This is a genomic window from Gordonia sp. SGD-V-85 (assembly GCF_001456905.1).
GTDB classification, from domain to species: domain Bacteria; phylum Actinomycetota; class Actinomycetes; order Mycobacteriales; family Mycobacteriaceae; genus Gordonia; species Gordonia hongkongensis.
In genome coordinates this window covers 19237-44794 of record NZ_LNQO01000013.1, presented here as the reverse complement: position 1 = coordinate 44794, position 25558 = coordinate 19237, and the positions used below count along the sequence as shown (strand labels likewise).

The 25558-nt window shown below is 68.5% G+C and carries 26 protein-coding genes and 1 pseudogene; 11 read left to right on the top strand and 16 right to left on the bottom strand.

The features are described from left to right. Window positions 1–7: 7 nt before the first annotated feature. The gene (gene cynS / locus AS181_RS15640) at window positions 8–460 is read left to right on the top strand and encodes a cyanase (protein ID WP_058252560.1); all 453 of its coding nucleotides are present in this window, start codon (window positions 8–10) and stop codon (window positions 458–460) included. Here the strand turns inward: cynS and AS181_RS15635 are convergent. Continuing rightward, complete coding sequence (locus AS181_RS15635) at window positions 448–2040, bottom strand: PucR family transcriptional regulator (protein ID WP_058252483.1); 1593 nt, start codon at window positions 2038–2040, stop codon at window positions 448–450. The two genes, cynS and AS181_RS15635, sit on opposite strands and share 13 nt — an antisense overlap. 88 nt (window positions 2041–2128) lie before the next feature. Here AS181_RS15635 and AS181_RS15630 point away from each other — a divergent pair, with 88 nt between their 5' ends. After that, a complete protein-coding gene (locus AS181_RS15630) occupies window positions 2129–2629 on the top strand; it encodes a nucleoside deaminase (protein ID WP_058252482.1) in 501 nt (166 codons plus the stop codon). Continuing rightward, on the top strand, window positions 2626–3597 hold the full coding sequence (locus AS181_RS15625) for an isopenicillin N synthase family dioxygenase (protein WP_058252481.1): 972 nt from the start codon (window positions 2626–2628) through the stop codon (window positions 3595–3597). Before AS181_RS15630 ends, AS181_RS15625 begins: the two co-directional genes overlap by 4 nt. A 449-nt stretch (window positions 3598–4046) precedes the next feature. Here AS181_RS15625 and AS181_RS15620 read toward each other — a convergent pair whose 3' ends face one another. From AS181_RS15620 to AS181_RS15605, 4 genes are all read right to left on the bottom strand, one after another. Continuing rightward, window positions 4047–4928 carry a sulfurtransferase gene (locus AS181_RS15620; protein ID WP_058252480.1) on the bottom strand — a complete coding sequence of 294 codons (882 nt, stop codon included), beginning with the start codon at window positions 4926–4928 and terminating at the stop codon, window positions 4047–4049. 156 nt (window positions 4929–5084) lie between these two features. Continuing rightward, complete coding sequence (locus AS181_RS15615) at window positions 5085–6068, bottom strand: arabinofuranosidase (protein ID WP_231742489.1); 984 nt, start codon at window positions 6066–6068, stop codon at window positions 5085–5087. A gap of 106 nt (window positions 6069–6174) precedes the next feature. Then, on the bottom strand, window positions 6175–6726 hold the full coding sequence (locus tag AS181_RS15610) for a putative immunity protein (RefSeq protein ID WP_058252479.1): 552 nt from the start codon (window positions 6724–6726) through the stop codon (window positions 6175–6177). Window positions 6727–6748: 22 nt separating this feature from the next. Then, entirely contained in the window at window positions 6749–7408 is a 660-nt protein-coding gene (locus AS181_RS15605) for a GNAT family N-acetyltransferase (protein WP_231742487.1), read from the bottom strand. A 116-nt stretch (window positions 7409–7524) separates the two neighbouring features. Between AS181_RS15605 and AS181_RS15600 the strand changes: the two genes are divergently transcribed. Next, window positions 7525–8883: a S1C family serine protease gene (locus AS181_RS15600; RefSeq protein ID WP_058252478.1), complete on the top strand. Its 1359-nt coding sequence runs from the start codon at window positions 7525–7527 to the stop codon at window positions 8881–8883. 16 nt (window positions 8884–8899) lie between these two features. Here the strand turns inward: AS181_RS15600 and AS181_RS15595 are convergent, their stop codons facing one another. The 5 genes from AS181_RS15595 to AS181_RS15575 all read right to left on the bottom strand — a co-directional run bounded on the left by AS181_RS15595 (window position 8900) and on the right by AS181_RS15575 (window position 12810). Further along, window positions 8900–9337, bottom strand: a complete 438-nt coding sequence (locus AS181_RS15595) for a VOC family protein (RefSeq protein ID WP_058252477.1) — start codon at window positions 9335–9337, stop codon at window positions 8900–8902. Between the two features lie 115 nt (window positions 9338–9452). Continuing rightward, window positions 9453–9944, bottom strand: coding sequence for a peptide-methionine (S)-S-oxide reductase (locus AS181_RS15590; protein ID WP_058252476.1), 492 nt, complete (start codon window positions 9942–9944; stop codon window positions 9453–9455). 7 nt (window positions 9945–9951) lie between these two features. Then, on the bottom strand, window positions 9952–11031 hold the full coding sequence (gene ychF, locus AS181_RS15585) for a redox-regulated ATPase YchF (protein ID WP_058252475.1): 1080 nt from the start codon (window positions 11029–11031) through the stop codon (window positions 9952–9954). Window positions 11032–11088: 57 nt separating this feature from the next. Continuing rightward, window positions 11089–12387, bottom strand: coding sequence for an AI-2E family transporter (locus AS181_RS15580; RefSeq protein WP_058252557.1), 1299 nt, complete (start codon window positions 12385–12387; stop codon window positions 11089–11091). An 84-nt stretch (window positions 12388–12471) separates the two neighbouring features. Continuing rightward, a complete protein-coding gene (locus tag AS181_RS15575) occupies window positions 12472–12810 on the bottom strand; it encodes a hypothetical protein (RefSeq protein ID WP_223258998.1) in 339 nt (112 codons plus the stop codon). Between the two features lie 118 nt (window positions 12811–12928). Between AS181_RS15575 and AS181_RS15570 the strand changes: the two genes are divergently transcribed. The 4 genes from AS181_RS15570 to AS181_RS15555 all read left to right on the top strand — a co-directional run bounded on the left by AS181_RS15570 (window position 12929) and on the right by AS181_RS15555 (window position 17411). Beyond that, complete coding sequence (locus AS181_RS15570; RefSeq protein ID WP_058252474.1) at window positions 12929–14482, top strand: DNA-3-methyladenine glycosylase 2 family protein; 1554 nt, start codon at window positions 12929–12931, stop codon at window positions 14480–14482. A gap of 84 nt (window positions 14483–14566) precedes the next feature. After that, window positions 14567–15193, top strand: a complete 627-nt coding sequence (locus tag AS181_RS15565; RefSeq protein WP_058252473.1) for a methylated-DNA--[protein]-cysteine S-methyltransferase — start codon at window positions 14567–14569, stop codon at window positions 15191–15193. Between the two features lie 57 nt (window positions 15194–15250). After that, window positions 15251–16504, top strand: a complete 1254-nt coding sequence (locus AS181_RS15560) for a DNA recombination protein RmuC (RefSeq protein WP_058252555.1) — start codon at window positions 15251–15253, stop codon at window positions 16502–16504. A 4-nt stretch (window positions 16505–16508) separates the two neighbouring features. Continuing rightward, window positions 16509–17411, top strand: coding sequence for a DUF6542 domain-containing protein (locus tag AS181_RS15555; protein WP_058252472.1), 903 nt, complete (start codon window positions 16509–16511; stop codon window positions 17409–17411). A gap of 3 nt (window positions 17412–17414) precedes the next feature. Here the strand turns inward: AS181_RS15555 and AS181_RS15550 are convergent, their stop codons facing one another. The 6 genes and pseudogenes from AS181_RS15550 to trhO form a co-directional block, all read right to left on the bottom strand. Next, complete coding sequence (locus tag AS181_RS15550; RefSeq protein ID WP_058252471.1) at window positions 17415–17999, bottom strand: nucleosidase; 585 nt, start codon at window positions 17997–17999, stop codon at window positions 17415–17417. Window positions 18000–18019: 20 nt separating this feature from the next. Further along, window positions 18020–18817: a fructosamine kinase family protein gene (locus AS181_RS15545; RefSeq protein ID WP_058252470.1), complete on the bottom strand. Its 798-nt coding sequence runs from the start codon at window positions 18815–18817 to the stop codon at window positions 18020–18022. After that, window positions 18814–19737 carry an SDR family oxidoreductase gene (locus tag AS181_RS15540; protein WP_058252469.1) on the bottom strand — a complete coding sequence of 308 codons (924 nt, stop codon included), beginning with the start codon at window positions 19735–19737 and terminating at the stop codon, window positions 18814–18816. Before AS181_RS15540 ends, AS181_RS15545 begins: the two co-directional genes overlap by 4 nt. An 82-nt stretch (window positions 19738–19819) precedes the next feature. Further along, a complete protein-coding gene (locus tag AS181_RS15535; RefSeq protein ID WP_058252468.1) occupies window positions 19820–20842 on the bottom strand; it encodes an N-acetylmuramoyl-L-alanine amidase in 1023 nt (340 codons plus the stop codon). A gap of 197 nt (window positions 20843–21039) precedes the next feature. Beyond that, window positions 21040–22096, bottom strand: a pseudogene (locus AS181_RS15530) (CobW family GTP-binding protein). Further along, on the bottom strand, window positions 22096–22953 hold the full coding sequence (trhO, locus tag AS181_RS15525) for an oxygen-dependent tRNA uridine(34) hydroxylase TrhO (RefSeq protein ID WP_058252467.1): 858 nt from the start codon (window positions 22951–22953) through the stop codon (window positions 22096–22098). The pseudogene AS181_RS15530 and the gene trhO overlap by 1 nt, the downstream one beginning before the upstream one ends. A gap of 1 nt (window position 22954) precedes the next feature. On the opposite strand from trhO, the gene AS181_RS15520 reads away from it, so the two are divergent. From AS181_RS15520 to AS181_RS15510, 3 genes are all read left to right on the top strand, one after another. After that, window positions 22955–23776 (top strand): hypothetical protein, encoded by an 822-nt coding sequence (locus AS181_RS15520; RefSeq protein ID WP_374193920.1) that lies wholly within the window; start codon window positions 22955–22957, stop codon window positions 23774–23776. A 265-nt stretch (window positions 23777–24041) separates the two neighbouring features. After that, entirely contained in the window at window positions 24042–24386 is a 345-nt protein-coding gene (locus AS181_RS15515; RefSeq protein ID WP_058252466.1) for a histone-like nucleoid-structuring protein Lsr2, read from the top strand. Window positions 24387–24477: 91 nt separating this feature from the next. Next, the gene (locus AS181_RS15510) at window positions 24478–25524 is read left to right on the top strand and encodes a PHP domain-containing protein (RefSeq protein ID WP_058252465.1); all 1047 of its coding nucleotides are present in this window, start codon (window positions 24478–24480) and stop codon (window positions 25522–25524) included. Window positions 25525–25558: the final 34 nt, after the last annotated feature.

Here is a 25558-nt window from a genome sequence, read left to right as displayed (position 1 = left end):
GATGACGATGACCACCCCGATCATGCCGAAAACCGATGCCGCAGAGCTGATCAACGCCGCGCGAATTCGCCAGGGACTGACGTGGGCGACAATTGCCGAGAAGATCGACGCCCCGCTGGTCTGGACCGTCGCTGCGCTGCTGGGCAAACATCCGGTCCCGGCCACGAAGGCCACCGCCGTGGTGGAACTGCTCGGCCTCGGCGAGGGCGTCGCCGAGAGTCTGCGACAACAGCCGACGCGGACACCCGACGAGGCGGCGACGAGCGATCCCACCATCTACCGCTTCTACGAGGCGCTCGACGTCTACGGGCCCGCGCTGAAGGCACTCATCCACGAGGAGTTCGGCGACGGCATCATGAGCGCCATCAACTTCAACATCGACATCCGACGCCGGCCCGACCCGAACGGCGACCGCGTGGTCGTGACCTTCGACGGGAAATTCCTCGACTACAACTGGTGAGCCACCTGGTGAACCTCGCGGGTCACCGAACGCAAGGCCAGCATCGTCGTCAGGTAGACGGCCGGGTCGGTGGGGTCGAAACGGAGGACCGCCCGGATCCGTTCGAGCCGCTGATAGAGGCTCTGCCTGCCGATGTGGAGCGCCGCGGCCGACCGCGTCGCGCTGCAGCCGTGCGCCAGGTGCACCGCCAGGGTCCGGACGAGGTCCGACGAGGAGCGTCCATCGGCCGCGACGAGTGGTTCCACCAGGGACCGCAGCTCCGTCCGAAGAGCGGGATCCAGCGCACCGATCGCCTCGTCGACGAGGAGTTCGCGCGAGGTGAACACCCGTCGTCCCGTCCCGAGGCCCGCGGCGGTGGACGCCGCGAGCCCGAGTTGCCGCCCGCATCGGCGCAGTGAGGCGGAGAGGACGGACGCCACATCCGCGCCGGGCCCGACATCGTCGATGACACAGGGGTTTCCGACGACGACCGTGGTGCGTCCGATTCGGTTGCCCTGCTGTGTCAACGAGGACGCCACCCGGTCGACCGGGTCGGTGGCGCCCTCTCCTCCCCCGGCCGGCACCGCGGCCAGTGCGTAGACCGTGGCGTCGACGATGCTGCGTGCCACCGAATCCAACTCGGCGCCGGCGACCGAGGCATCGGCCATCCGCGGGTCAGGGGCCTCCGCCGCAAGGGGCACCACCACGGTGGGCGCCCCCACGGACACCCCCGCGGCGGCCAGGCGTGCCCGCAGATCCGCGGGTCGCATCGGTCTGCCGTCGACCAGGTCTTCGACGAGCCGCGCGGCCAGGGCCGAACCCCGGACCCCGGTCCGGGTCAGGCCGACCGCCACCGGACCGGCGGCCGCACGCAACAGACTCTGCGCGAACGGGATCGGGCCGGCGTCGGTGCGCTCGCCCACGATCAGCCGGGCGATCGGACGCCCCTTGCTGTGGACCGTGGCGTCCGACACGGCCCGGTCGACGACCCGCCACGCCGCCGAGTCGTCGTCGACGCCGTGCGCGGACAGCAGCGCCCCGGATGTGGACACGAGAACGACAGGCGCATGCAGGGTTTCGGCCACATGGCCGAGCATCGGCGCGACCCCCGCTCCGGCCGCCAGGTCGTCGTGGAGTGATTCCACGAGAGTCGAGCGGACTCGTAACTCGTCGACCTCGCGGGCGGCGATCGCGGTGTTGACCGCTCGGCACACGTCGATGAAGGGGACCACCGCCCGGAGTTCGATGATCGGCAGCCGGACCGCCGATCCCGCCCGCACCATCTCCTCGGGTACCGCCTCGAACGTCCGACCCACTTCGATCGCGACCGCCGCGACCCCGCGCTGCGACAGGTCCTGCACATAGTGCTTGCGGGTGCCGGCATCGAGTCCGCGCAGACCGAGCCCCGTCGTGAGCAGCAACTCGCCGCCGGTGAGCAGCGGCCCGATCTCGTAGATCTCGCTCGAATGCACCCACCGCACCGGTGCGTCGAGACGTTCGTGGCCGCTCAGAACCCGCGGCTCGGCGACCGCCAGGTGGTCGTCGAGGATCTCCCGAAGCGTCGGGCTGGCGGTATCCGTCGGGGGTCGATCGAGCGTCATGGACGAAGACAATATGCACCGGCGGCCTCGGCCGCAGTACGACGATCTGTCAGTTGTCACCGTCGGAGCCACCCGGCACTCTCGAAGCATGACGATCTCGCTGCCCGGCCATGCCGGTCTCGACGTGTCCGGGATGCTCGACGTCGCCTACCGGGAGGCACGGACGAGCCTCGACGAGGGCGGCATCCCGATCGGCGCGGCCCTCTTCGCGGCCGACGGCACGCTGCTCGGCGCGGGCCACAATCGGCGCGTGCAGGCCGACGATCCGTCGGCCCACGGCGAGACGGATGCCTTCCGCGCCGCGGGGCGGCAACGGGATTACGGGCCGACGATCATGGTGACGACCCTGTCGCCGTGCTGGTACTGCTCCGGCCTCATCCGCCAATTCGGCATCGGCACGGTCGTCATCGGCGAAAACACCTCGTTCTACGGCGGAGAGGACTGGTTGCGTGAGCACGGTGTCGAGGTCATCGTGCTCGACGACGAGCGGTGCGCGGAGATGATGTCGTCGTACATCGCGGCCAATCCTGCGGTGTGGAACGAGGACATCGGGGTCGCCCCGGCCGACGAGAACGTGGAGATGTCATGACCGACAGCCCGGTACTCACCGTCGACCTTCGGGAGTGGCAGGCCGGAGGTGCTGCCGCGCAACGGGTCTGCGCCGCTGTCGATGAATCCCTGCAGCAGGCCGGGTTCCTGCTCGTCACCGGGCACGGACTCGATCCCGAGTTGCCGAGCTCCCTTCGCGCGGCGGCCCGTCGGTTCTTCGCTCTCCCGGCCGACGTCAAGAGCCGGTACTCCGCCGGTGTCGGCGGCCGCGGTTGGATCGGTCCCGGCAAGGAGGCCAACGGTTTCGCCGAGGGCACCGAGACCCCGCCGGACCTGAAGGAGTCGTTCACCTCCGGTGCGCAGACGCCGGTGGGCATACCCGAGATCGACGGGTACTGGTTCGCCCCCGACGTGTGGCCGGCAGAGACGCCCGAACTCCGAGAACTGTTCACGGCGTGGACGTCTCAGATGCGGCGGCTGTCCGACGACCTGCTGGCGCTGATGGCCGCCGCACTCGGCCTCGTCGGCCCGGACAATCCGTTCCGCGACCTCGCGTCGAAGCCGACGTGGTCGTCCAACATCAACCACTACCCGCCGCTGCACGACGTCGGAACCCCCGAACCCGGCCAGTTCCGCATCGGACCGCACACCGACTTCGGCACCGTCACCATCCTCGACCGCGAACCCGGCGCCGGTGGATTACAGGTCTACAGCGAGCATTCGGGGTGGGCCGACGCACCGTGGAACCCCGACGCCCTGACCGTCAACATCGGGGACATCCTCGAGTACTGGTCGGCCGGGCGCTGGCCCGCTGGCCGGCACCGCGTCCTGCCACCGCAACCCGACGCACCCGCCGAGGACCTCGTCTCGCTGATCTTCTTCTACGAACTCGATCACGACGCCCTCGTCTCCCCCGTCGCCCCACCCGTGGGCCGCCGCGCCGGACTCGAACCGGTGGTGTCCGGGGACTTCATCCGGCAGCGCCTCGACGCGATCACCGTCGGCTGAGACCTGGCCCTCCACTCCCGAGGCGGAAAAGCGCGAACCCCCTCCGCTCCCTGAGGAGCGCCCGGAGCTTGCGGAGGTCGCGTCACGAAGGGTCCGGCGACCGAGGGTTGCGTAACCCTTCGTGACGCTCGCAGGCTCGCTCCTCAGGGAGCAGAGTGCTTTCGTGGTTCACGACGGGCGCCAGGCCGCAGATACTGAGGTGCTAGGTGCGCGACCCCCGCTCCCTGAGGTGCGAGGAGCGATAGCGACGAGCCTCTAAGGGTCTGGTGGGAATGTTCCTGTAGCCATTAGCCTTCGAGGCTCGCTTTACTCGCACCCTGGGGAGCGGCCGGCCGGCCCGGAAAAGCTCGTCCCCGTGAGCAGGGTCGAAGGGCAATGTGCCCTTCGATCCTGCTGAGGGGGACGCGAATTCACGCGTAGCGCCAGACCGCTGGAGCGGCCCGGCGTCGTCAACGCGGTTCCGGTCCGGTGACCAGCGGGAGCGACGGGTCGTTGGCCCACGCAGTCATCGATCCGTCGTAGACCGCGACGTCGTCGCGACCGACGAGGGCGAGCGCGTGCGCGATCCCGGTGGCCGCGATGCCGCCTCCGCAGTACGTCACGACCTTGGTGTCGTCGGCCAGCAACCCGGCCGCTTCGAATTCCCGGCGTAGCTCCTCGACCGGGCGGAGGTCGCCGGTCTCGGCGTCGTGGATCGAGAACACCGGGAGATTCACCGATCCCGGGATGTGGCCCTGACGGGCGCACGTGGTGGTCTCACCCCGATAAGTCGCCTCGTCGAGGACGTTGACCAGCAGCGTCGACGGATCATCAAGCGCGGCAGCGACCTCCGTGGTCGAGCGCAACAGTTCGGGACGACGCGTCCCGTGAAAAGTACGCGGGGTGACGGTCGACTCGGCATCGGTCACCGGGGCGCCGGCCGCCTTCCAGGCCGGCAGGCCGCCGTCGAGCACGGTCACGGCGTCGAAACCCTCGAGTCGCAGGTGCCACCAGAAGCGCGTTGCCCAGAACCCCTCGAGCTGGTCGTACACCACGACGGTCGCCCCGTCTCCGATCCCCAACGCCGATGCGGCCGTGGCGAACTGCTCGGATGACGGGACCGTCCACGGTTCGGGGCTGTCGGCGTCGGCGAAGTCGGTCAGCAGATCGGCGAACACCGCACCCGGGATGTGTTCCGCGCGAAAGGACTCCGCTCCCGATTCGGGGACATATGGCCCCTCTTTCGGAATCGGGAGATGGGTGGTCGCATCGACGATGACCACGGTGGGGTCGTCGAGCCGCTCCCGCAACCAGGCGACGTCGACCAGCGGGGGCAGGACAGATGTACTCATCGGAACCTCTCGAGAAACGGGCAAAACACCCCCGACGTCACCGAGACTAGGTGCCCGTCGGCTTCTCGGCACCGTGCCGAATCTCACCGAGCACGACGGTTGACGCACGTACGAGACCGATGCGTCGTGTCGCGGCGGCGTACGGCCCCGTCGCCGTCAGGCGCGCTCGCGCATCACTCCGACGTGGCGGACCGTCCCGGAGATGCCCGGGATCTGTTTCACCGGCGACCAGGTGCGCATCCCATCGGTGCTGTCGGAGTACAGATATCGACCGTTCCGGTAGGCGTCGAGGTACATCCGCCAGGCGCCGTTCGGTAGCTGGACGACGGCCGGACCCTCCACGAGACGACCCCAGTTGCCCGGCGGCACGAACCGGTAGGGCCCGTACAGCGAGCCCGAGACCGCGTGCTCGATGAACTTTCGCGTCTCGTTCTTGGTGAATGCATGATAGATCGGCCCGACCTTGATGACCGTGGTGTCGATGTGGTCGGCGCCGATGCTCAACAGCGGCACGGGCGGACTCCACATCCGCAGCCCAGGATCGAGCGCCGTCATCACGTACGGGACGAAACCACCACCGGTCGACATCGACAGGATCACGTTGACCCGGCCACCCTCCACGAACCATTCGGGCGCCCAGGCCTTGGTCGTGAACGGCGACAACGACGGACCGTCACTCGAACCCGCCGACCCGGACGAGCCGGACGAACCTGATCCGCTCGAGCCGAATCCCTTGCCGTCACCGGTCCCCGGCAGGAACGCACAGCACAGCGGCACCGGCCAGTTGTACAGGAAGTTCCAGTTGACGCGGTCGCGGCTGCGCGCGAACCCGATACTCGCCCCGTCGGCGGTCGTGTACGTCACGTAATACCAGCCGTCGGTGTGCCGGAAGATGCTCGCATCCCGGACGTAGCCCGTCGGCGGCCGGTACGCGGACCTGCGCACCAGGGTGTACTCGAGGCCGTCGGAGGACTTGTACACGTCCATGTCGCGCGCACTCGCATTGCTGAACGCGACCATCGTGTACCGCCAACCCGAGGGCGCGGCGGCACTGCTCGCCGGCGTCGGGACGAGAAGCCCGGCCACCGCGAGCAGGACCACGATGGCCGCGGCGAGCACGGTTCGTCTGGAAGGAGTCACCGATGCAGTATCGACGACGAACGGCGCACGATGTGCAACTTTCACCCGGAAGGTCGTCAGGTTGTTCCTGCACAGTGGATTTGACGTGGCCGAGCGGCCATTCGTCTCAGTCGGGCGTCCCAGTCGTCCGTCTGCCCGACGCCCGCAACCGGCTGTCGAGTTCGGCCATCAGGCGGGCCGTCCGCGATGCGCCGACCCCCGGTTCCGGGTACCGACACAGCACATCGATGAGCTCGGGTGGTGTCCGGTTGCACACGGCCGCGATCATCTCGTTCCCCACCGTCGGGTCTCCGCCGCTGTCGAGTTCGGCGATGTATACCCGGTTCACCGCGGCCCGTAGGATGTGACCGACCTGGTGCGCTTTCGCGATCGGATGCAGATATGCCGCCGCCGCTGCGTCGCCCGCGGCTTGGGCGGCCAGTCGAGCGGTCTCCGACGGCGCGTCCTTCGCGGCCCGATGCGCTGCGAAGGCCGCCGTCCGCTGTCGCGTCGATCTGCGTGCGCCGGCGGCGAATTCCCGGGCCGCCTCGATGGCCGCGCGGGGACGCGGGTCGTCGGGTCGCGTTCGCTCGAAGACCGGCAGCACTTCATCGGCCCACTCCGTGGCACAGCGCACGACGACCCGCAGGTCGTCGTCGGTCAACTCGAAGTCCGCCATCGACCGAACGCTAGCAGTGTCCTCACACGGTCGCCGACAACCCGCCGCCATCCGGATCGCGGAGCATCGAATGGACGACGAGGTTCGTGTCGACCGGAGTCGTTGCGGTGACGACGAACCCGGCACGTTCGTAGATCATCACATTGCGATCGTCGGAGGTCTCGAGCGCGACGCACGCACCCGGAGGAGAAGTCCTGTCGTCGACCGCGGCGAGTCCGGCGCGGACCAGCGCGCTTCCCAGCCCCTTGCCCTGGCGGTCCGGGTGGACTCCGAGTGTCGCCAGGTTCCATGCGCCTGCCGGGTGCGCAGGGGTCTCGGCCCGGGCGACCGCGGCCAGCCGATCGCCGTGCAGGGCGGCCGCTTCGGCCTGAAACTGTCCATCCGGGTCCGGCACATCCGGGGGCAGCAGGGCGATCACGCCGCACCGGTCCGTGGTGACCAGCACGACACCGTGGTCGAAGGCGTATCCCAGATACATCCGTTGTAGTCGGTGCAACCGTTCCCGATAGCCGTCCTCGGGAATGGACCATCGAGTCCAGGGATAGGCGTCGAAAGCGGCGGCGAGAGTGCCGGCGGCATCGTCGAGATCCGCGATGATCGCGTGGTCGATGGAAATGTCAATGTCCTCGAGGGTCGAGTCGGATGCGGGTGGTCGGCGGGTCACATTACCGCGGAACCACATTCGGTCGACACTGATATTTCGTGGCGCGGGAAATCCGCAGTGGACAGGTCAGAGACACCTGAGAGTCCTCGTCGAGCTTGTCAGCAAATCCGCAGGATTTCCGTAGCCCTGTTCACATGAGGCGCAGGCATCGTGGTGCCGTGAACACGCCCCAGACCCCCATTCCCGACGACGACCACGACCCGATCACCGAACCCTTTGCGCCGCCGCGCGGACCGGTGCCGCCGCCCGGGCCCTGGGCGATGAACCCGCGGGCCACCCCGCCGCCATTCGTCTCACCCCCGCCGCCTCCTCCGGTCGCGCGGCAGCGGGCCGGCGTGACGAAGCCGATCATCGTCACCGCGCTCCTCGCGGGACTGCTCGGCGGCGCCGTCGGCATGGGAGGCAGTTCGCTGCTCGGGCACGACGCCGCGTCGGTACCGATCCTCAACTCGCAACCGGCCGCCGCGGCCAACGCCGCCGACGCGCAACCCGGTTCGGTGACGTATGCCGCGAGCGTGGCGTCGAAATCGACGGCCGACATCAAGGTCCAGACCGCGAACGGCACGGCAGTGGGCAGCGGTATCGTCCTCTCCCCCGACGGTTACGTCCTGACGAACCACCACGTCGTCGCCGGGGCCGGCTCCGGCAGCACGATCGTCGTCACCACCGGCGACGGGCATCAGCACAACGCCACCGTCACCGGCAACGCCCCGTCGTACGATCTCGCGGTCATCAAGCTCGAGGGTGCGTCGGGCCTGACCCCGGCGGCACTCGGTGACTCGGACGCATTGAAGGTCGGCCAGCAGGTGGTCGCCGTCGGCAGCCCGGACAGCCTGACCAACACGGTGACCTCCGGCATCGTCAGCGCGCTGTCGCGGACGGTGACCGCCGGCGACGCCAGTGGTTCGTCGCTCACCGTGTACAACGGTCTGCAGACCGACACCCCCATCAACCCGGGCAATTCCGGTGGGCCACTGGTGAATCTGCAGGGGCAGGTGATCGCGGTCAATTCGGCGGTGGACACCGGCCAGGCCGCGTCCGGTGGGCCGCAGTCCTTCGGGTTGGGTTTCGCGATCCCGATCAACACCGCCAAGCGCATCGCCAATCAACTGTTGCAGGACGGTCAGGCCACCAAACCCGTGATGGGAGTGTCGGGTTCACTGTCGGCGGGCGACCGGACCGAGGGCGCGACCGTCTCGTCGGTGCAGCGTGGCGGGCCCGCGGCAGATGCGGGTATCCGGCAGGGCGACGTCATCACCAAGGTCGGGGACACCACCGTCTCCGACTACGCCGACCTGATGGCGCAGATCCTCACCCACGAGCCGGGTGAGACCGTGCCGGTGACCATCGGTTCCGGTTCGGGTGCCCGGACGGTCCAGGTGAAGCTGGGCAGTGCCGTCGACGAGCAGGAGACGACGGTGCCGGAATCCGGCAGCGGATCGGGCGGTTCCCCGTTGCCGTTCGGCGGCAGCCCCTTCGGTCAGAACCCGTGACCCGAGCTGCGCCGGATCAGCCCGGCGAGAGTCGTTGGGCGAGCATGACGAGGATGTCGCTCGGCCCGCGCACGTAGGTCAGTTTGTACACGTCCTCATAGGTGGCGACGCCGCGCACGGGATGACACCCGTGCCGTGCCGCCACCTCGAGGGCCTCGTCGATGTCGTCGACCGAGAACGCGACGCGGTGCATCCCGATGTCGTTGGGTTGCGTGGGTGGCGTCTCGATGGCCTCGGGGTGGATGTATTCGAACAGTTCGAGCCGCCCGTGACCGTCGGGGGTCTGCAGCATCGCCACCTTCACGTGGTTGCCGTCGAGCCCGACCGCCGTGTCGGCCCACTCCCCGCGGACCGTGTCCCGGCCGATGACGTCGAGACCGAGGTCGGTGAAGAAGGCGATCGCGGCATCGAGGTCACGCACGGCGATGGCGACGTTCTCGAGTGTGATGGGCATGGAGGTCACGCTAGTGGGCGCCGCTGCCGGATACGACTCGTCCGACGAACCTCATCTCGACCGATGGACTTCGATCGAGGTCTGGCTGTCGAGTCGAGGTCTGGCGGTCGCTTCGTCAGACGCGGTACTTGGTCAGCAGCTCGTGCGGTAGGTGGCACGCGCTCTTCGGAAACCGCGCGAGCCGATCCTGGTGCTCGTCGGCGCTACGGACGTAGTTCGTCAGCGGGAGCACCTCGACGGCGATGCGATCCGCGTCGGCCCGCGCACCGATGAAGAGTCGCGCCTGGTCGAGGTGCTCGGGCCGGTCGGAATACACACCAGTGCGGTATTTTTCGCCGACGTCGGGACCCTGTCGGTTCACGCTGTACGGGTCGATGATCTCGAAGAGATACGAGACCAACTGCTCGACGCTCACGACAGCCGGATCGAACCGGGTCCGCACGCATTCGGCGTAGCCGTCGTACTCACCGTCGAGGGTGTGGCTCGTGCCGTTGGCCCGGCCGGCCTCGGTGAAGGTCACACCCGGCAGCGTCGCGACGAATGCCTGCACACCCCACAGGCAACCGCCCGCGAGGTAGAGCTCGTCGTTCGGCGGCACGGAAGTCATCGTTTGCCTATACGTTGAACCGGAACTCGACGACGTCACCGTCTTTCATGACGTAGTCCTTGCCCTCCATGCGCACCTTGCCGGCGGACTTGGCCGCGGCCATCGAGCCGGCGGCGTCGAGGTCGTCGAACGAGACGATCTCGGCCTTGATGAAGCCCTTTTCGAAGTCGGTGTGGATGACACCGGCCGCCTTGGGCGCGGTGTCGCCCTGGTGGATGGTCCAGGCACGGGATTCCTTGGGGCCGGCCGTGAGGTAGGTCTGCAGGCCCAAGGTGTGAAAACCGGCGCGCGCCAACGAGGTCAGGCCCGGCTCGTCCTGCCCGATCGAGTCGAGCAGCTCCTGGGCGTCCTCCTCGTCGAGTTCGAGGAGTTCGCTCTCGACCTTGGCGTCGAGGAACACCGCGTCGGCGGGTGCGACGGCGGCGCGCAGCTCCGCCTTACGGGCGTCGTCGGTGAGCACACCCTCGTCGGAGTTGAAGACATAGAGGAACGGCTTCGCGGTCATCAGGTGCAGCTCGCGCACCGACGCCAGGTCGAACGAATCCTTCTGCGAGAACAGTGTTTTGCCGGTGTCGAGGATCTCCTGCGCCTTCCTGGCGGCAGCGAGGGTCTCGGCCAGGTCCTTGTTCTTGCGCGCGTCTTTCTCCAGACGCGGGATGGCCTTCTCGAGCGTCTGCATGTCGGCCAGGATCAGCTCGGTCTCGATGACCTCGATGTCGGCGAAGGGATCGACGCGACCGTCGACGTGGACGACGTCACCGTCGTCGAACACCCGGACCACCTGGCAGATGGCGTCGGCTTCGCGGATGTTGGCGAGGAACTGGTTGCCCATGCCCTCACCTTCCGACGCACCCTTCACGATGCCGGCGATGTCGACGAAGGAAACCGTGGCGGGCAGGATCCGCTCGCTGCCGAAGATCTCCGCGAGGCGGCCCAGGCGGCTGTCCGGCAGTTCGACCACGCCGACGTTCGGCTCGATCGTCGCGAACGGGTAGTTCGCCGCGAGGACGTCGTTACGGGTCAGGGCATTGAACAGGGTCGACTTACCGACGTTGGGCAGACCGACGATTCCCAGGGTGAGACTCACGGGCGCCCAGTCTATCGGCAGGCAGCGCGACGCCCGGCGGGGCGTCGGTCCGAGGAGTCAGTCCCGGTCGAGCAACCCCTTCACCGGGTTCGGTGGATCCTTCGGCGGGTCATCGTTCGGAACACCGACCTGGGTCGTCACCGGTGTGTTCGCGGGTGGCAACGACTCGCCGGCCCGCTCGGCGATCTGCTCGTTCAGGTAGCGGAGCACAACGGCGAGCGAGGCCACCGCGGGAACCGCGAGGAACGCGCCCGTGATACCGAACAGCGTGCCGCCCAGGGTCACCGACAACAGCACGATCACCGCGTGCAGATCCATCGACTTCGACTGCAACCACGGCTGGAGCACGTTCCCCTCGAGTTGCTGCACCGCGAGGATGATGCCCAGCACGATCAGGGCCGTGGTCAGACCGTTGGACACGAGTGCGATCAACACCGCGAGCGCGCCGGCGACGAAGGCACCCACGATCGGGATGAATCCGCCGAGGAAGGTGATGACCACCAGCACAGAAGCCAACGGGACGCCCAGGATGAACAGACCGAGACCGATCAGCGCGGCGTCGACGAAACTCACGATCGCCTGTGTGCGGATGAAGCCGCCGAGGCTGTTCCACATGCGGGTCAGCACCTCACCGAGGTGGTTGCCCGAGGGCTTGCCGACGGTGCGGTCGAGCCACGGCACGAACTTCGGACCGTCCTTGAGGAAGAAGAACACCAGCACGAGCGAGGTGAACATCGTGATCAGCAGCGACGTCGCCGTTCCGACGCCGCTGAACACGCCGGCCGCGATGGTCGACGCGCTCGACTGCAGTCGGTCGGTGATGGTGCTCACCATGTTGTCGAGTTGTTGGTCGTCGACGTTCAGCGGCGGACCCTGCACCCAGTCCTGCAGACGCTCCACACCATCGGTCGCGCGGCTCGCCAGCTCGGGCGCCTGGTCGACGACCGACGGGACGATCAGCCCGATCACACCGGCGAACACACCCAGTCCGATGAGCATCATCAGGAACGACGCCGCGGCGGCCGGCACGCCCTTGTTGCGCATCCACCGCACCGGCGGCCACAGGATCGTGCACGCGATGATGGCCAGGAGAATCGGCAACAAGATCACCCAGAACTTGCCGAGCAACCAGAACAGCACCCACAGCGCGGCGGCCACCAACACGATCTGCGCGCCGACCGTCGCGCACGACCGCAGGCCGGTCATCATCACCTGGAGCCGGGTCGGATACGTCTTCTCACCGCCGCCGAGCACCGCATCGCCGCCGAGGACGGCGTCGGCACCGACCTTGGTGGTGTCTGGTCTTGCGTCGGCGGACGAGTCGTCCGCGCGCTGATCGTCCGAGCTGTCGGTCACCCGAGGATCCTCACACATCGGCATGACAATGCGACATCGACGCGGCGACGGTCGTACGAACATGTGGTCCGTCCGACGACATGATCAGCGGCGGCGGAATTTCCGTCCGAGGTAGCGAACCAGCGAGTTGATGGCCTCGAGTTCGGCGTCGACCTGGTTGAAGACGACCGGGGTGTCGTCGCGCCCGGCTGGCCCGGCGTCCGATCGCGGCGGGGGCTCGGCCGACGACGGAGCGCATCCGGCGGCCGGGGCGACCCGCTCGGCCCGCGCCGTGATGCCGAGCTCGGTTTCCTCGGCGCAGGCACGCCTGATCGTCTCCGGGCCGTAGAGGCCCATCATCATCTCCAGCCCCCACGCGGGGAGTCCGGACAGGGACTGGTCGTCGTGCCGACTTCTGCGGCGGCCATCGAACCGGGTGGTCATGGCGCCATGCTGCCACAGACATGTAACCCAGATCACACTTTTCGTCCGCTCAGTGGGATGCCGTCGCGATGTCCGATTCCCGCCAGACCGGGACGTCGACGGATGACACAGTGGACGGGTGAGCACAGGCACCGCAACAGAACCCGACACCGGGGGTTTCGCGCCGGACTTCGACCGGTGTTATCGCGCAGTGCAGGCCCGCGACGCCCGCTTCGACGGTCAGTTCTTCGTCACGGTCCGCACCACCGGCATCTACTGCCGTCCGTCGTGTCCGGCACAGACCCCCCGACCCGCCAACGTGGCGTTCGTCCTCACCGCGGCGGCCGCCCAGCAGCAGGGTTTCCGTGCTTGCCGACGCTGCGCACCCGACGCCGTTCCGGGCTCCCCGCTGTGGAACATCAACGCCGACATGTCGGCTCGCGCGATGCGGCTCATCGCCGACGGCGTCGTCGAACGCGAAGGGGTCGACGGACTCGCGGCGCGTCTGAGGTATTCACCCCGGCACCTCACCCGCGTGCTGACCCGGCATCTCGGAGCCGGGCCACTCGCGCTCGCCCGAGCACATCGCGCCACCAACGCCCGCGTGCTCATCCAGTGCACGACGATGCCGATGACCGACGTCGCGTTCGCCGCCGGATTCGCCAGCGTGCGCCAGTTCAACGACACCGTCCGCGCCGTTTTCGGACTCACCCCCACCGAGCTTCGACGCCTGCACAGCCGCAGGAAGGATGCGATCGGCACCGATTCCGCCCCGGGAAGCGTCACCCTGCGCCTGCCGTTCCGCGCGCCGTATCGCTGGCCATGGATGCGCTGGTTCCTGGACGCGCACGCCGTGGCCGGGGTCGAATCCGTCGTCGACGCCCCGGACAGTCCGCACGGCTGGCGTTACCGCCGGGTCCTCGCCCTACCCCACCGAACAGCGTCGGCGGAGGTGGAGCCGCACGACGACCACGCCGTCGTCGCCCTCCACGGACTGGACATGCGTGACGTGGGGGTCGCGGTCAACCGGATCCGGCGTCTGCTCGACCTCGACGCCGACATCACCGCGGCCGAGGACGCACTGGCCGCCGACGCCACGATGCAGCGGCTGCTGCGCCAGGCGCCGGGCCTCCGTGCGCCCGGCAGCCTCGACCCGGCCGAGACGATCATCCGGACCATGCTCGGTCAGCAGGTGAGTCTCGCCGCCGCGCGCAACCAGGTGAACCGGCTCACCGAGGCCCTCGGCGAACCGGTCGGCGACGCCTTCGCCACCCCGTCCGCGACGGCGACGACAGTCGACGGTCCGGCGTCGAAGTCCTTCCCGACGCCGGGTGTCATCGCCGCCCGTGGACACGAGGTCCTCCGCGGCCCGCGGCGGCGGATCGATGCCGTGATCGGCGTCGCGGCGGCACTCGCCGAAGGTCGGGTGGAACCGCATGTGGGGGTCGATGCGTCTGATCTTCGTGCCCAGCTTCTCGAGTTGCCCGGCATCGGCCCCTGGACCGCCGACATCGTCACGATGCGAGTCACCGGCGATCCCGACGTCCTGCTCACGAACGACCTCGTGGTCGTCCGGGCGGCCGCCGACCTCGGGATCGATCTGCGGGATACGCGGCACTGGGCACCGTGGCGCTCGTACGCGACCATGCACCTGTGGCGACACCGACTCGACGCCGCCGGACAGGCCGTGTGACGAGCAGTGAGCAGACTCCGACGACCGGCATCTCGTAGCGATCTCTCTTCCGATCACATCCCCAGCGATCCGCAAGGAGCGACAATGTCCGCACCGACCACCACCACCGCCACCTCCGGGTCCGACACCCCCGAACCGGGGAGTGACCGAACCATCGGCCGCACAACGACAGTCGGCAGTTATGCCACCGTCGCCACTCCCAACGGGGCGTTCACCGTCGTCGCCGATCCCGACCACCGGGTCCTGGCGTCGGGGTGGACCGACGACCCCGCTTACCTGACGGCGCTCGTGCACCGCGCGCTACGACCGGAATCGATCCAGCCATCGGCCGCGCTCGGCGCCATCACCGACGCCGTGTCGGCGTACTACGACGGCGATCTCGCCGCGCCGTCGCGGATTCCGGTCGTCCAACGTTCCGGCGGGACCTTCCTCGGTCCGGCCTGGGACGCCCTGCGCCTGGTCGAGGCCGGGAACCCCGTCACCTACACCCGCTTCGCCGAACTGGCCGGCCAGCCGGCGGCGGTCCGGGCCGCGGCAGCCGCCTGCGCGCGAAACGCAGCTGCCCTGTTCGTGCCCTGCCACCGGGTGAGGCGCAGCGACGGAAGCCTCGGCGGTTTCCGCTACGGCCTGCCCACCAAGCAGTGGCTGCTCGACTTCGAGGCCGGCGCGCGGAGCGGCCCGGACGAGCGGAGCGGTTCCGACGACCGATAGTGCCCGTCGCCCGCGGTCCGGCCGAACTTGTCGGGGGTGTCCGACACCATCGACGACATGACTGCTGCCGCCCTCTCGCTCGTCGTCGGCCTCGCCCTGGGGATCGCCCTGGGCTGGTGGGCGCACGCCGCTCGCAGTGCCGCGACCGTGGCGGCGGCTCGCGCCGAGGTGGAGATGCTGCGCGCCGCCCGCGACGACGTCGCGTCCTCGTTGTCGTGGGCCACCGAGGACGCGGCACGCCGGCAGTCGTCGGCGATCGGCAGCTCGGTTGCGCACATCGTCGAGCCGTTGCGCGCCAACCTCGCCCAGCTCGCCGACGAACTGCGCCGGGTCGAGAACAACCGGATCGGCGCGTACGCCGGACTGACCGAGCAGGTGCGCGGGATCCACTCGGCGTCGATCGCGCTCAACGACCAGACCCGCCAGCTGGCCAACGCGTTGCACAGCCCGCACGCCCGCGGCCGATGGGGTGAGGTCCAGCTCGAGCGCGTGGTCGAGCTCGCCGGCATGACCAAGCATTGCGACTTCAGCACCCAGGTGTCGGTCACCGACCCCTCCGATCCGAACGGTTCGGGAAACGGCCGGGGTGCCACGACGCTGCGGCCGGACCTCGTCGTCCACCTCGCCGGCGGCCGCGACATCGTCGTGGACGCCAAGGTGCCCCTCGACGCCTACCTGCGGGCGGCCGAGGCCACCGACACGTCCGTTCGCGACAAACTCATCCGCGAACATGCTCGCGCCCTGCGCGCGCACATCGCACGACTGTCCGCGAAGTCCTACTGGTCCGCCTTCGACAACACACCGGAGATGGTGGTGCTGTTCGTGCCCGGCGACGTCGTCCTGGAAGCCGCCGCCCGCACCGACCCCGACCTGCTCGAGTTCGGCTTCGCACGCAACGTCGTCATCGCCACCCCGACCACCCTCATCGCGTTGCTACGGACCGTCGCACTGGGATGGCGTCACGATGCGATGGCTCGCGACGCCGCGGTCATCCACGACCTCGGTCTGCAGCTCCATCAGCGGCTCGCCGGGGTGCTCACTCACCTCGGCACCCTCGGCACATCGCTGCAGCGCACGGTCGACGCCTACAACTCGACGATCGGTTCGGTGGACAGTCGCCTCGGCGTCACCGCACGCCGGTTGGCCGAGCTCGACGCCCTGGGCGACGTCCCGGACGCCCCACGACCACCGGTGATCCACGACACCTGCCGCCCGGCGGGGCCGACCGCCCGGCCTGGGACGGCGCCTGAGGCGGCATCGACGCCCCGGTCCGGGGGTGAAACGATTTCTGTCGAGGACCCGGTACCGTGACCATGTGCCTTCCCCGCAACGTCTCCAAACCGCGGTACCACTGGACCGGCAGTCGGTACTGCCCGCGGTCCGCGGTGTGCCGTGGTGGGGCGCCGTTCTCCTGGCCACCGGGATCACGGGCCTCGGTGCGGCCATCGACGCCGGCAGCAACGATTCGCTGGGCTCGATCTACAAGTTCTGCTACCTCGTCGGATGTGTGATCGCCGCGCTGGCGGTGCGTCGTCGTGCCCTGTTCACCGCCGCCGCGCAGCCCCCGCTCATCGCCTTCTTCGTCAGCATCGTCACGCTGTACGGACTCAATTCCGAGCAGGCGTCGTCGGGACTGAAGAGCCTCGTCTTCAATGTCCTGCTCCCCATCGCGGCGGACTTCCCCTGGATGTTGACGACGTTCCTCGTGACCCTGGGGATCGTGCTCGCCCGGTGGTTCCTGACCCGCGAGGCCGCCGAGCCGGCGAAACGCCGGGCCGCGGGTCGCGACAAGGCGGGCCGGACGCCCCCGAGCAGGTCCGCGGCCGGGAGCGGCGATGCCGACCGGCCCTCGGGCCGCGCGGCAACGCATCGTCGCGCCAAGGGAGCCGGCTCGTCCGGAGCCGCCACCGAGGCCCCGTCGGCGTCTCCCGAGAAGAACCGATCGGCAGCGCAGTCTTCGCCGTCGACCAAGGCCGCGCCGGGATCGCGGGCGAAACCGCGTTCGACCGGCGCTCCGGACCGGCCGTCCGCGACGTCCCGCTCGGCGACGAAGGGTTCTCGTACCGCAACGGGCGCGCCGCGACCGACGGTCGCCGACCTCGCGGCCCCCGACCTCACGCCGTCGGACGCCACACCCGCGCCGCGACGCCCGGACATCCCGACGTATGAGTCGGCAACCGACATCCCCCCGGCCGGAGTCGCCGACACTCGGTCCTGAGCCTCAGCTCGTGACGTTGCGTTCCAGCCAACGCCCCAGCCGACGCGCTGCGGCGTCGACGAGCGCGGGCCACTCCATCGCACCCTCGTCCGCGTTGTCGGTGACCGCCTTGATCAGGCGGCAGGGCACGCCGAACTCGGCACTCACGTGGGCGACCGCGCATCCCTCCATGTCGACGAGGTGGGCATGCCGGGCGAGTTCGCGCCGACGAACCGGATCCGCGACGAAGGTGTCCCCGGACGCCAGCACCGTTCCGTCGCCGCCGGGTAGCTCCCAGCGGTCGGTCATCTCATAACCCATCGCCCGTAGTTCGGTGCTGCTGATGTCGTGTTCGAGCACGGCCGACGGGAGGAACAGACCCAACTCGGCGTCGCCGCTCACACCGTCGCGCAGGGCCCCCGCGGTACCGATGTTGATGACCTCGGAGACCGGCGCCCCGCCGGCGAGTTCCCGGCTCAGCGCCATCGTCGCGCGCACCTTGCCGATGCCCGTCACGAGCACCCGCATCCCGGGCGGCACATGTCTGGCCTCGGCCCGCGTCGCCGAGACGACGAGGACACCGGGTCGGGGCAGCGCGTCGTGAGTCACGCCGACGATTATGGCGTGTGTCAGCCGCGGGCGAGCGCGGCGGACGCCCGCGCCGCGCGGCCCAGCGACGAGCCGTATCCGGGTCCGTGGCCGGCCGCGTGCACGGCGAGCGGATGCAGTTGGTGGACGTCGACGCGGTCCTGCCAGCCGGGGACGAGCGGGTGCTCGTCTCCATATCCGTCGAGGACCGCATCGAGGTGCGGGCACCCGAACAATGCGAGCATCGCCAGATCGGTCTCCCGATGACCGCCGTGCGCGGCCGGGTCGATCATCACCACGCCCCGCGGAGTCCACATCACGTTCCCGTTCCAGAGGTCGCCGTGGATGCGTGCCGGCCCCTCGTCGTCGTCGAACACGCCGTCCGCGATCAGGGCACATGCGTCGCGGACCGCGTCCTCGTCCTCGGTCGTGAGGTTCCCGGCCGCGCGTGCCGGGGCCAGATACGGTTCCACCCGTTCCCGGACATAGAACTCACCCCACGACCGGTATTCGACCGAGCTCAACTCTCGGCGACCGATGAACAGCTGACCGGAGAACGGTGTTCCGTCCGCGTCGGCAGGCGGGGAACCGAACTGCGGGGCGCCCGCGTCGTGCATCCGAGCGAGCGCGGCCCCGAACTCCCGTGCCGCTCCGGGCGATGGCCGACCGCGTTCGAGACGTTCGAGTTCGATGGCGTCTTCGCTCACCGAGATCACCTGTACGACAGGCGCTCCCGACGCCGACAGCCAACGCAACCCGGCGGCTTCGGCCGCGAAGAAGTCGGGATGACCGCCCCGCGGGCCGCTCTCGCGCAGCGTCTTGGTGAAGGCGGGACTCACCGGGAGGAATGCTCGTCGGTCGCCGTCGCCTCGAGACTCTTCGCACTCACTCGCGCGAGCCGGTCGAAACGATCGTTGGCGACTCGCATCGCGATCTCATACGGCAGTGCGAACTTTCGCGCCCACCAGTACCCGAACCGGATGTCGAACGAGGTGTAGACCATGAAGCGGTTCTTGCGAATCCCGGTCAGGATCGCCGCCGCCGCCACGTCGGGCGACACCGCGACCTTGTGAAATCCGTTGATGGCGGCCTTGACCCGCGGGTTCTCGCGGTCGATGCCGACGATCTCCACGGAGTCGACCAGCGGCGTGTCCACCCCGCCGGGGCACACCAGCGACACCCCGATCCCGTGACGCCGCAGATCGAATCGAAGAACCTCCGACACGCCCCGCAGCCCGAACTTGCTGGCGCTGTATGCGGCGTGCCACGGCAGCGCCAACAGGCCGGCGGCCGACGACACGTTCACGATGTGTCCGCCGCGTCCTCGTCGGATCATCTGCGGCACAAAGTTTTCGATGATGTGGATCGGCCCCATCAGGTTGACGTCGACCAGCTTCCGCCAGTGCCGGTGTTCGAGATTCTCCACCGTTCCCCAGGCCGAGATCCCGGCGATGTTCATCACCACGTCCATGACGCCGACCTCGGCGTCGACCTGGCGGGCGAACCCGGCCACCCAGTCGAAGTCCGAGACGTCCCCGGCCACGTGGTAGAGGACCGTTCCGTCGGCCGCGGTGATGGCCGCGACAACCTCGTCGAGCTGATCCGCGTGCAGGTCGGTGAGCACCAGTTCGGCGCCCCGGGCGGCGGCGGCCTGGGCGGTGGCCCTGCCGATTCCGCTCGCCGCGCCGGTGATGAGGACCTTGCGGCCACGCAGCGACGGCACCGGGGTGTCCATGAACAGCAGCTCTCTGAGACCCATGACGCGAGGTTAGCCGTCCGCCGCGGCGGACCTCAGCCGATCGACGGATCGCCCCGCCGGGTCCGGCCGCGCGCAGGCGACGTCAGCCGATCGGCAGCTTCCCGTCGAAGAGCGCGTAGACGATGGTCAGCATCGCCTTGAGCACTTGTGCGGACACGTCCTGGCCCTGGGTCATCAGCAGCCGCGCCACGGCTTCTGGGTCCTCGGTGGCGAGGAGCTGCTCGACGAAGGGGATGACCGAGGACAGTCCGCTGGCGTCGTCCGTCGGCACCGACGGCGCCGGGCCCGCTCCGGTGGCGGCGTTCCCGTTGACGTAGTTCAGGATGCCGTCGGTGATCGCCATGGCGTACTTGACCTGACCGTCCCGGCCGGCGAGCGCCTTGGCCTCACCGGGGTTGGCGAGGTTGCCCATCTCGATGAACACCGCCGGGACCTTGGTCAGGTTCACCGCGGCGATGTCGGGACGGGTCTGGATGCCGTCGCGGACGCCGGCGTAGTTCGCCGACGGGAACCCGGCCTTGACGAAGGCGTCGCGCATGGTCGTCGAGGCCTCGCGTCCCTCGCCGGACTGTACGCGGTCGACGGTGGCATCCGGGACCGGCAGCGACGGCACGATCATGTGGAAGCCCTTCTTGGACTCGTCGGCTCCCCGCGCCGTCGAGTCGGCGTGCAGGCTGACCGCGACCGCGGCGCCCGAGCGACTGGCCGCGGCGGCGCGTTCGTCCACACAACCGCCCCACCCGGTGTCGTCCGGCCTGCTCAGGACCACCCGAGCCCCCTGGCTTTCGAGGCCGGCCTTCACGAGTTGCCCGATCTGCCAGTTGACCGTGTGCTCCTTGGCGCCGTTCACACCGGTCGCGCCGCTGGTCTGGCAGTCCTTCTTGCCACCGCGCCCGTCCGGCACCTGTGCCCTGAGGTCGTGACCGGCGGCCGAGGCCTGGTGACCGGGGTCGAGGAAGATCGTCTTCCCCGCCAGTGCCGTCCCGCGGGCGGGGGCCGCTTCGGCGGGTGCCGCGACCACGTTCGAGGCGACCGCCATCGACGTGGCGGCCACCATGGCGAAGCCGATCGTGGCGAGGCGTTGGGCTGTCGTCTTTCGGAACATTGCGCTGTCGAGGCCGCGACGCGCCGAGGCGCTGGTCACTTGCCTCACTCCCTCCCGTTGAGTACCACTGGTCACACTGGTCACAGACATAACAGTGAAACAAACGAATGCGGGATTCCGAAATGGTCGTCCTGGGACAACGGCATTTCGTTAGGGAGCTGTGACCTCTCCGATCGGCGTGTCGAGCGTGTCGCGGGTCAGTCCGCCAGGTGCCGCAGGATTCCGAGGATGCCGTTCTCGTCCGCATCGCCCTCCGGTCGGGCGACGGCGGCCTCCAGCTCGGCGCGCACGGCCGCCTCGTCGAGACCGCGCCCGATCGCGACGAGTTCGGTGGCCGGACGCCGCCCTTCCCAGGATTCACGCATCACGCACGAAGCCGCCGACTCCGTGCACGACGAACCGCTGCCGATGCCTCGGTACGTCGAAATGGACGATTCCCTTGATCCGGAAACACCCATTGGGCGGACGTTCGAGAAATCGCGCCAGGCGCCGCGGATCCATCGGCCGGTCACTGGAGAACGACACCGACTCGTATTCAGCGTGCAGATGCTCGTGGTCAGCGCGACCCGCGTCGTCGAGCAGCAACTCGTCGAAAGCCATCTGGCCGGACCGAGCCTGCGCGACGTCGCGCTGAACGACATCGAACAGGAGCGCCGGATCGATCGCGGCATTCCGGGTCGCCACCCGCGGTGCGGTCGCATTGAGTTGTGCGACAAGCTCTTCGACGACGCGTCGGGACTCATCCGGGATCAGGTCGACCTTGTTGACGAGCACCAGGTCGGCGATCGCGACGTGCGAGTCCAGCTCCGGATGCGTACCGCGCACCTCCTCGACGTGCGCGGCGTCGACCACGTAGACCAGTCCGCCGTAGCGGAGTCGTGCGTCCGCCACCGACGTCACCATCCGGATGAGCGCTTTGGGTTCGGCGATCCCGCTCGCCTCGATCACGATGGCGTCGATCCCCGCGCTCGGACGAACCAGCGAGGTGAGCGCGTCCGCGAGGCCGTCGGCGTCGACGGTGCAGCACATGCACCCGTTCCCGAGGCTCACCGTGCCGTCCGCCTGCGCCGAGACGAGCAGCGCGTCGATGTTCACCTTGCCGAAGTCGTTGACCAGCACGCCCAAACGGGTGCCGGTGCGCCCGGCAGACCGCAACAGATGATTGAGCAGTGTCGTCTTTCCCGAACCCAGATACCCGGCCACCACGACGACCGGAACCGGACCGCGGCGATCGGGGGTCTTCGCAGCGCTCATCACCGGCGGTCGGGTTCCAGACAGTCCGCACAGATCACGGCGAGGTCGCGGCCGTCCCGATCGGGGTGATTGGCGACATTGCTCGTCGGACGACGGCATTCGACGCAGCGGCCGAGCACCTCCGCGTGGTCGGAGAACTCCACGCCCATGCGGTCGTCGAAGACGTAGAGCGAACCCTGCCAGAGCCCGTCGTCGCCGTACCGCTCGCCGTAACGCACGATGCCACCGTCGAGTTGGTAGACCTCGGCGAACCCGCGGTTCCGCATCACCGTGCTGAGGACCTCGCAGCGCACGCCGCCCGTGCAGTACGTGACGATCGGCCGGTCCTTGAGATGATCGAACGCGCCGCTCTCGATCAACGGCACGAAGTCCCGGGTGGTCCGCGCCTTGGTCGTGACCGCGTCGGCGAATCGCCCGACCTCTGCCTCGATCTCGTTGCGCCCGTCGAAGAAGACCACGTCGTCGCCGCGGGCGTCCACGAGCTCGTGCACCTGCTCCGGACTCAGCCGGGTTCCGGTGCCGACGACCCCGTTCTCGTCGACCTCGATCTCGTCCGGAACCCCGAAGGTCACGATCTCGGGCCGGACGCGCACGCTCAACCGCGGGAAGTCCCGGCCCGTGCCGTCGGACCATTTGATGTCCGCCCCCGCGAACCCGGGGTACGCGCGGGTCGTCCTGACGTAGCGTTTGACCGCGGCGATGTCGCCACCGACGGTGCTGTTGATCCCGTGGCGTGACACGATGATCCTGCCCCGGACCCCGAGCGACTCGCACACCGCCAGCTGCCACAACCGGATGGCCTCGGGATCGGGCAGCGGAACGAAGACGTAGAACAAGACGATCTTGGGGGTCGGCACAGTGCAAGGGTACGGAAATCGGCGACCCCGCCCCGAATCCACATCACGGTCCCGCGACCGCCGATTTCTGCGCGTGATCTGCGCAACCGCGGCAATCGGGACTCTGACCGTTTCGGTCGCACTCGCCGGATGCTCCCTGCCGTCGGACTCCGGCCCGTCCCGAATCGTCATTCCGCCCACCGACGAGTTGTCGACGGTGACCGAAATCGAGTCCTCGTCGACGACATCGACCACCGGCGAGGACTCGGCGCGGAATCTGCCCGACTGGACAATCGGGCGAGTCGTCGCAATGGCACCACGCGTCGACAACTCGCGTTTCCACCAGGGCTCGGTGACGGAGGATTCGCCGCTGCAGGACTCGTCCGGTTTCCATTTCTCGACGCCGGATCGGGCGGTGAATTGCTCGACCGGTACCAACGGTTCGTCGGCGCTCGCCTGTCGGATCGATGAGGATGCGGACGACGATTCCTCGGCGGAACGCCCGTCGTCCGACTCGGGCGCCTGCGACTGGGCCCGGGATTACGCCGTCCTGGGACCGGATGGACCGCAGCGCGGTGCGTGCGCCAATCGATATCCCGTTCTGTATCGCAGTTCGATTGTCGACTTCGGTCGCACAATTTCGATATCACGATTTTCTTGTCTCGTTGAGACCGTCGGTATGTTCTGTCTAGAATCGCGTTCTCAATCAGGATTCGCAATCACCCCGAACGGTTACCAAACCATCTATGCAGCAGATCGGGCGCCCGAAGCGTTGGTGAGCGTGTCGCCCGAGGAATCGGACGAATCGTCCCGGCGGACGACCGGGGCTGTGCCCACGAGCTAGACCACACCTACTTCGAACCGGTCCGCCACTGCGCGTAACCCGCCGTCGAGACCAGCATGGATCCGACTTGTCAACAAACGGACGTGTCTCGACTTCCCTAACGCTATTCAATGATTTATGGTCTAGGCGGGGGTTCTCAGCAAGTACTCATGGTTTGAGTCTAAGCTGTGCACAGTTGGAATAGATCAAAACGGGGGGACGCAGGTTTTCGGGCCTTGCACGTCCGTCTTGGTCGGATGACACAATTCGAGGGGACAAGCAATTCATGGCGAAAAAGGAAATCGTTCAGGTCATCGACGATCTCGACGGTAAGGTGCTGGATCAGTACGAAACCGTCCGGTGGTCACTCGACGGAAAGAACTACGAGTTCGACACTTCGTCGAAGCACGCGCAGCAATTCCGCGATTCGCTGTCGAAGTACCTCGACATCTCCCGCCAGACCGGTCGCGTGACCAAGCGCACCGCAACGGCGTCGACTGCGACCGGGGGCGGACGCAACAAGGAGACCACCAAGGCGATTCGCGAGTGGGCCATCCGCGAAGGTTACGAACTGAGTGATCGCGGTCGCATCCCGCAGAGCATCATCGAGGCCTTCGAAGCCGCACACTGATCGGTCAGACCTGACCGTCATCACACATGAGACCTGTTGCCCGGCCGCCTTTCGCGTGCCGGGCAACAGGCGTTGAAAGGGCTGTTCGCCGATGAGGCCCCTGACCCCGCTGTCGGCTCCGGTGGACCCGATTCGCGCACTCGAGCGCATCTCGTGGCTGCTCGAGCGTCGCCGGGAGAGCACGTACCGCGTGGAGGCCTTCCGCCGCGCCGGGCAGGCGGCCGCCGGACTCGACCCGTCCGAGCTACACGCACGGGCTGTCGCCGGCACTCTCACCGCGATCAAGGGAATAGGCAAGACCACCGCGGCGGTCATCGCCGAGGCCGCCGACGGTGAGCTACCGGGGTACCTCGCACGTTTGCAGGGCGAAGATCCACCCCTCGCCCCCGACGGCGCCGAGGGCCTCGTCGAGGCCGTGGTCGGCGACCTGCACGCCCACACCGACTGGAGCGACGGCGGCGCGCCCATCGACGAGATGGCCGCGGCTGCGGAGGCCTCCGGCCACGACTGGCTCGCGATCACCGACCACTCGCCGCGCCTCACGGTCGCGAACGGACTGAGCGCGGAACGGCTCGCCGCCCAGATCGAGGCGATCGACAACTGGAACACCGGTCACAGCAGCCACTTTCGTCTCTTCCGTGGAATCGAGATCGACATCCTCGACGACGGCACGCTCGATCAGACCGACGAGATGGTCTCCCGGCTCGACGTCGTGACCGCGTCCGTGCACTCCAATCTGCGCATGGCGCACGACGCCATGACCGACCGGCTCATCGCCGCGGTCTCTGATCCACGGGTGCACGTCCTCGGCCACTGCACCGGCCGGCGAGTGCTGAGCGGGCGCGGCCACCGCCCGCCCTCGACCTTCGACGCCGAGGCCGTGTTCGCCGCCTGCGCGGCCCACGACACCATCGTGGAGATCAACTCCCGTCCGGAGCGGGTCGACCCGCCCGACGAACTGATCGAGATCGCCGACGACGCAGGCTGCCTGTTCGCGATCGACTCCGACGCCCACGCACCCGGGCAACTCGACTTCAAGATCCTCGGCGCGCGGCGGGCCGTCGACCACGGCATCGACCCCGACCGGATCGTCACGACATGGTCGTCGGACCGGTTGTCGGAGTGGCTCGCCCGCTGAGCTGTCCCGGTGGGGCCCGAGCGGTCCAGAACGC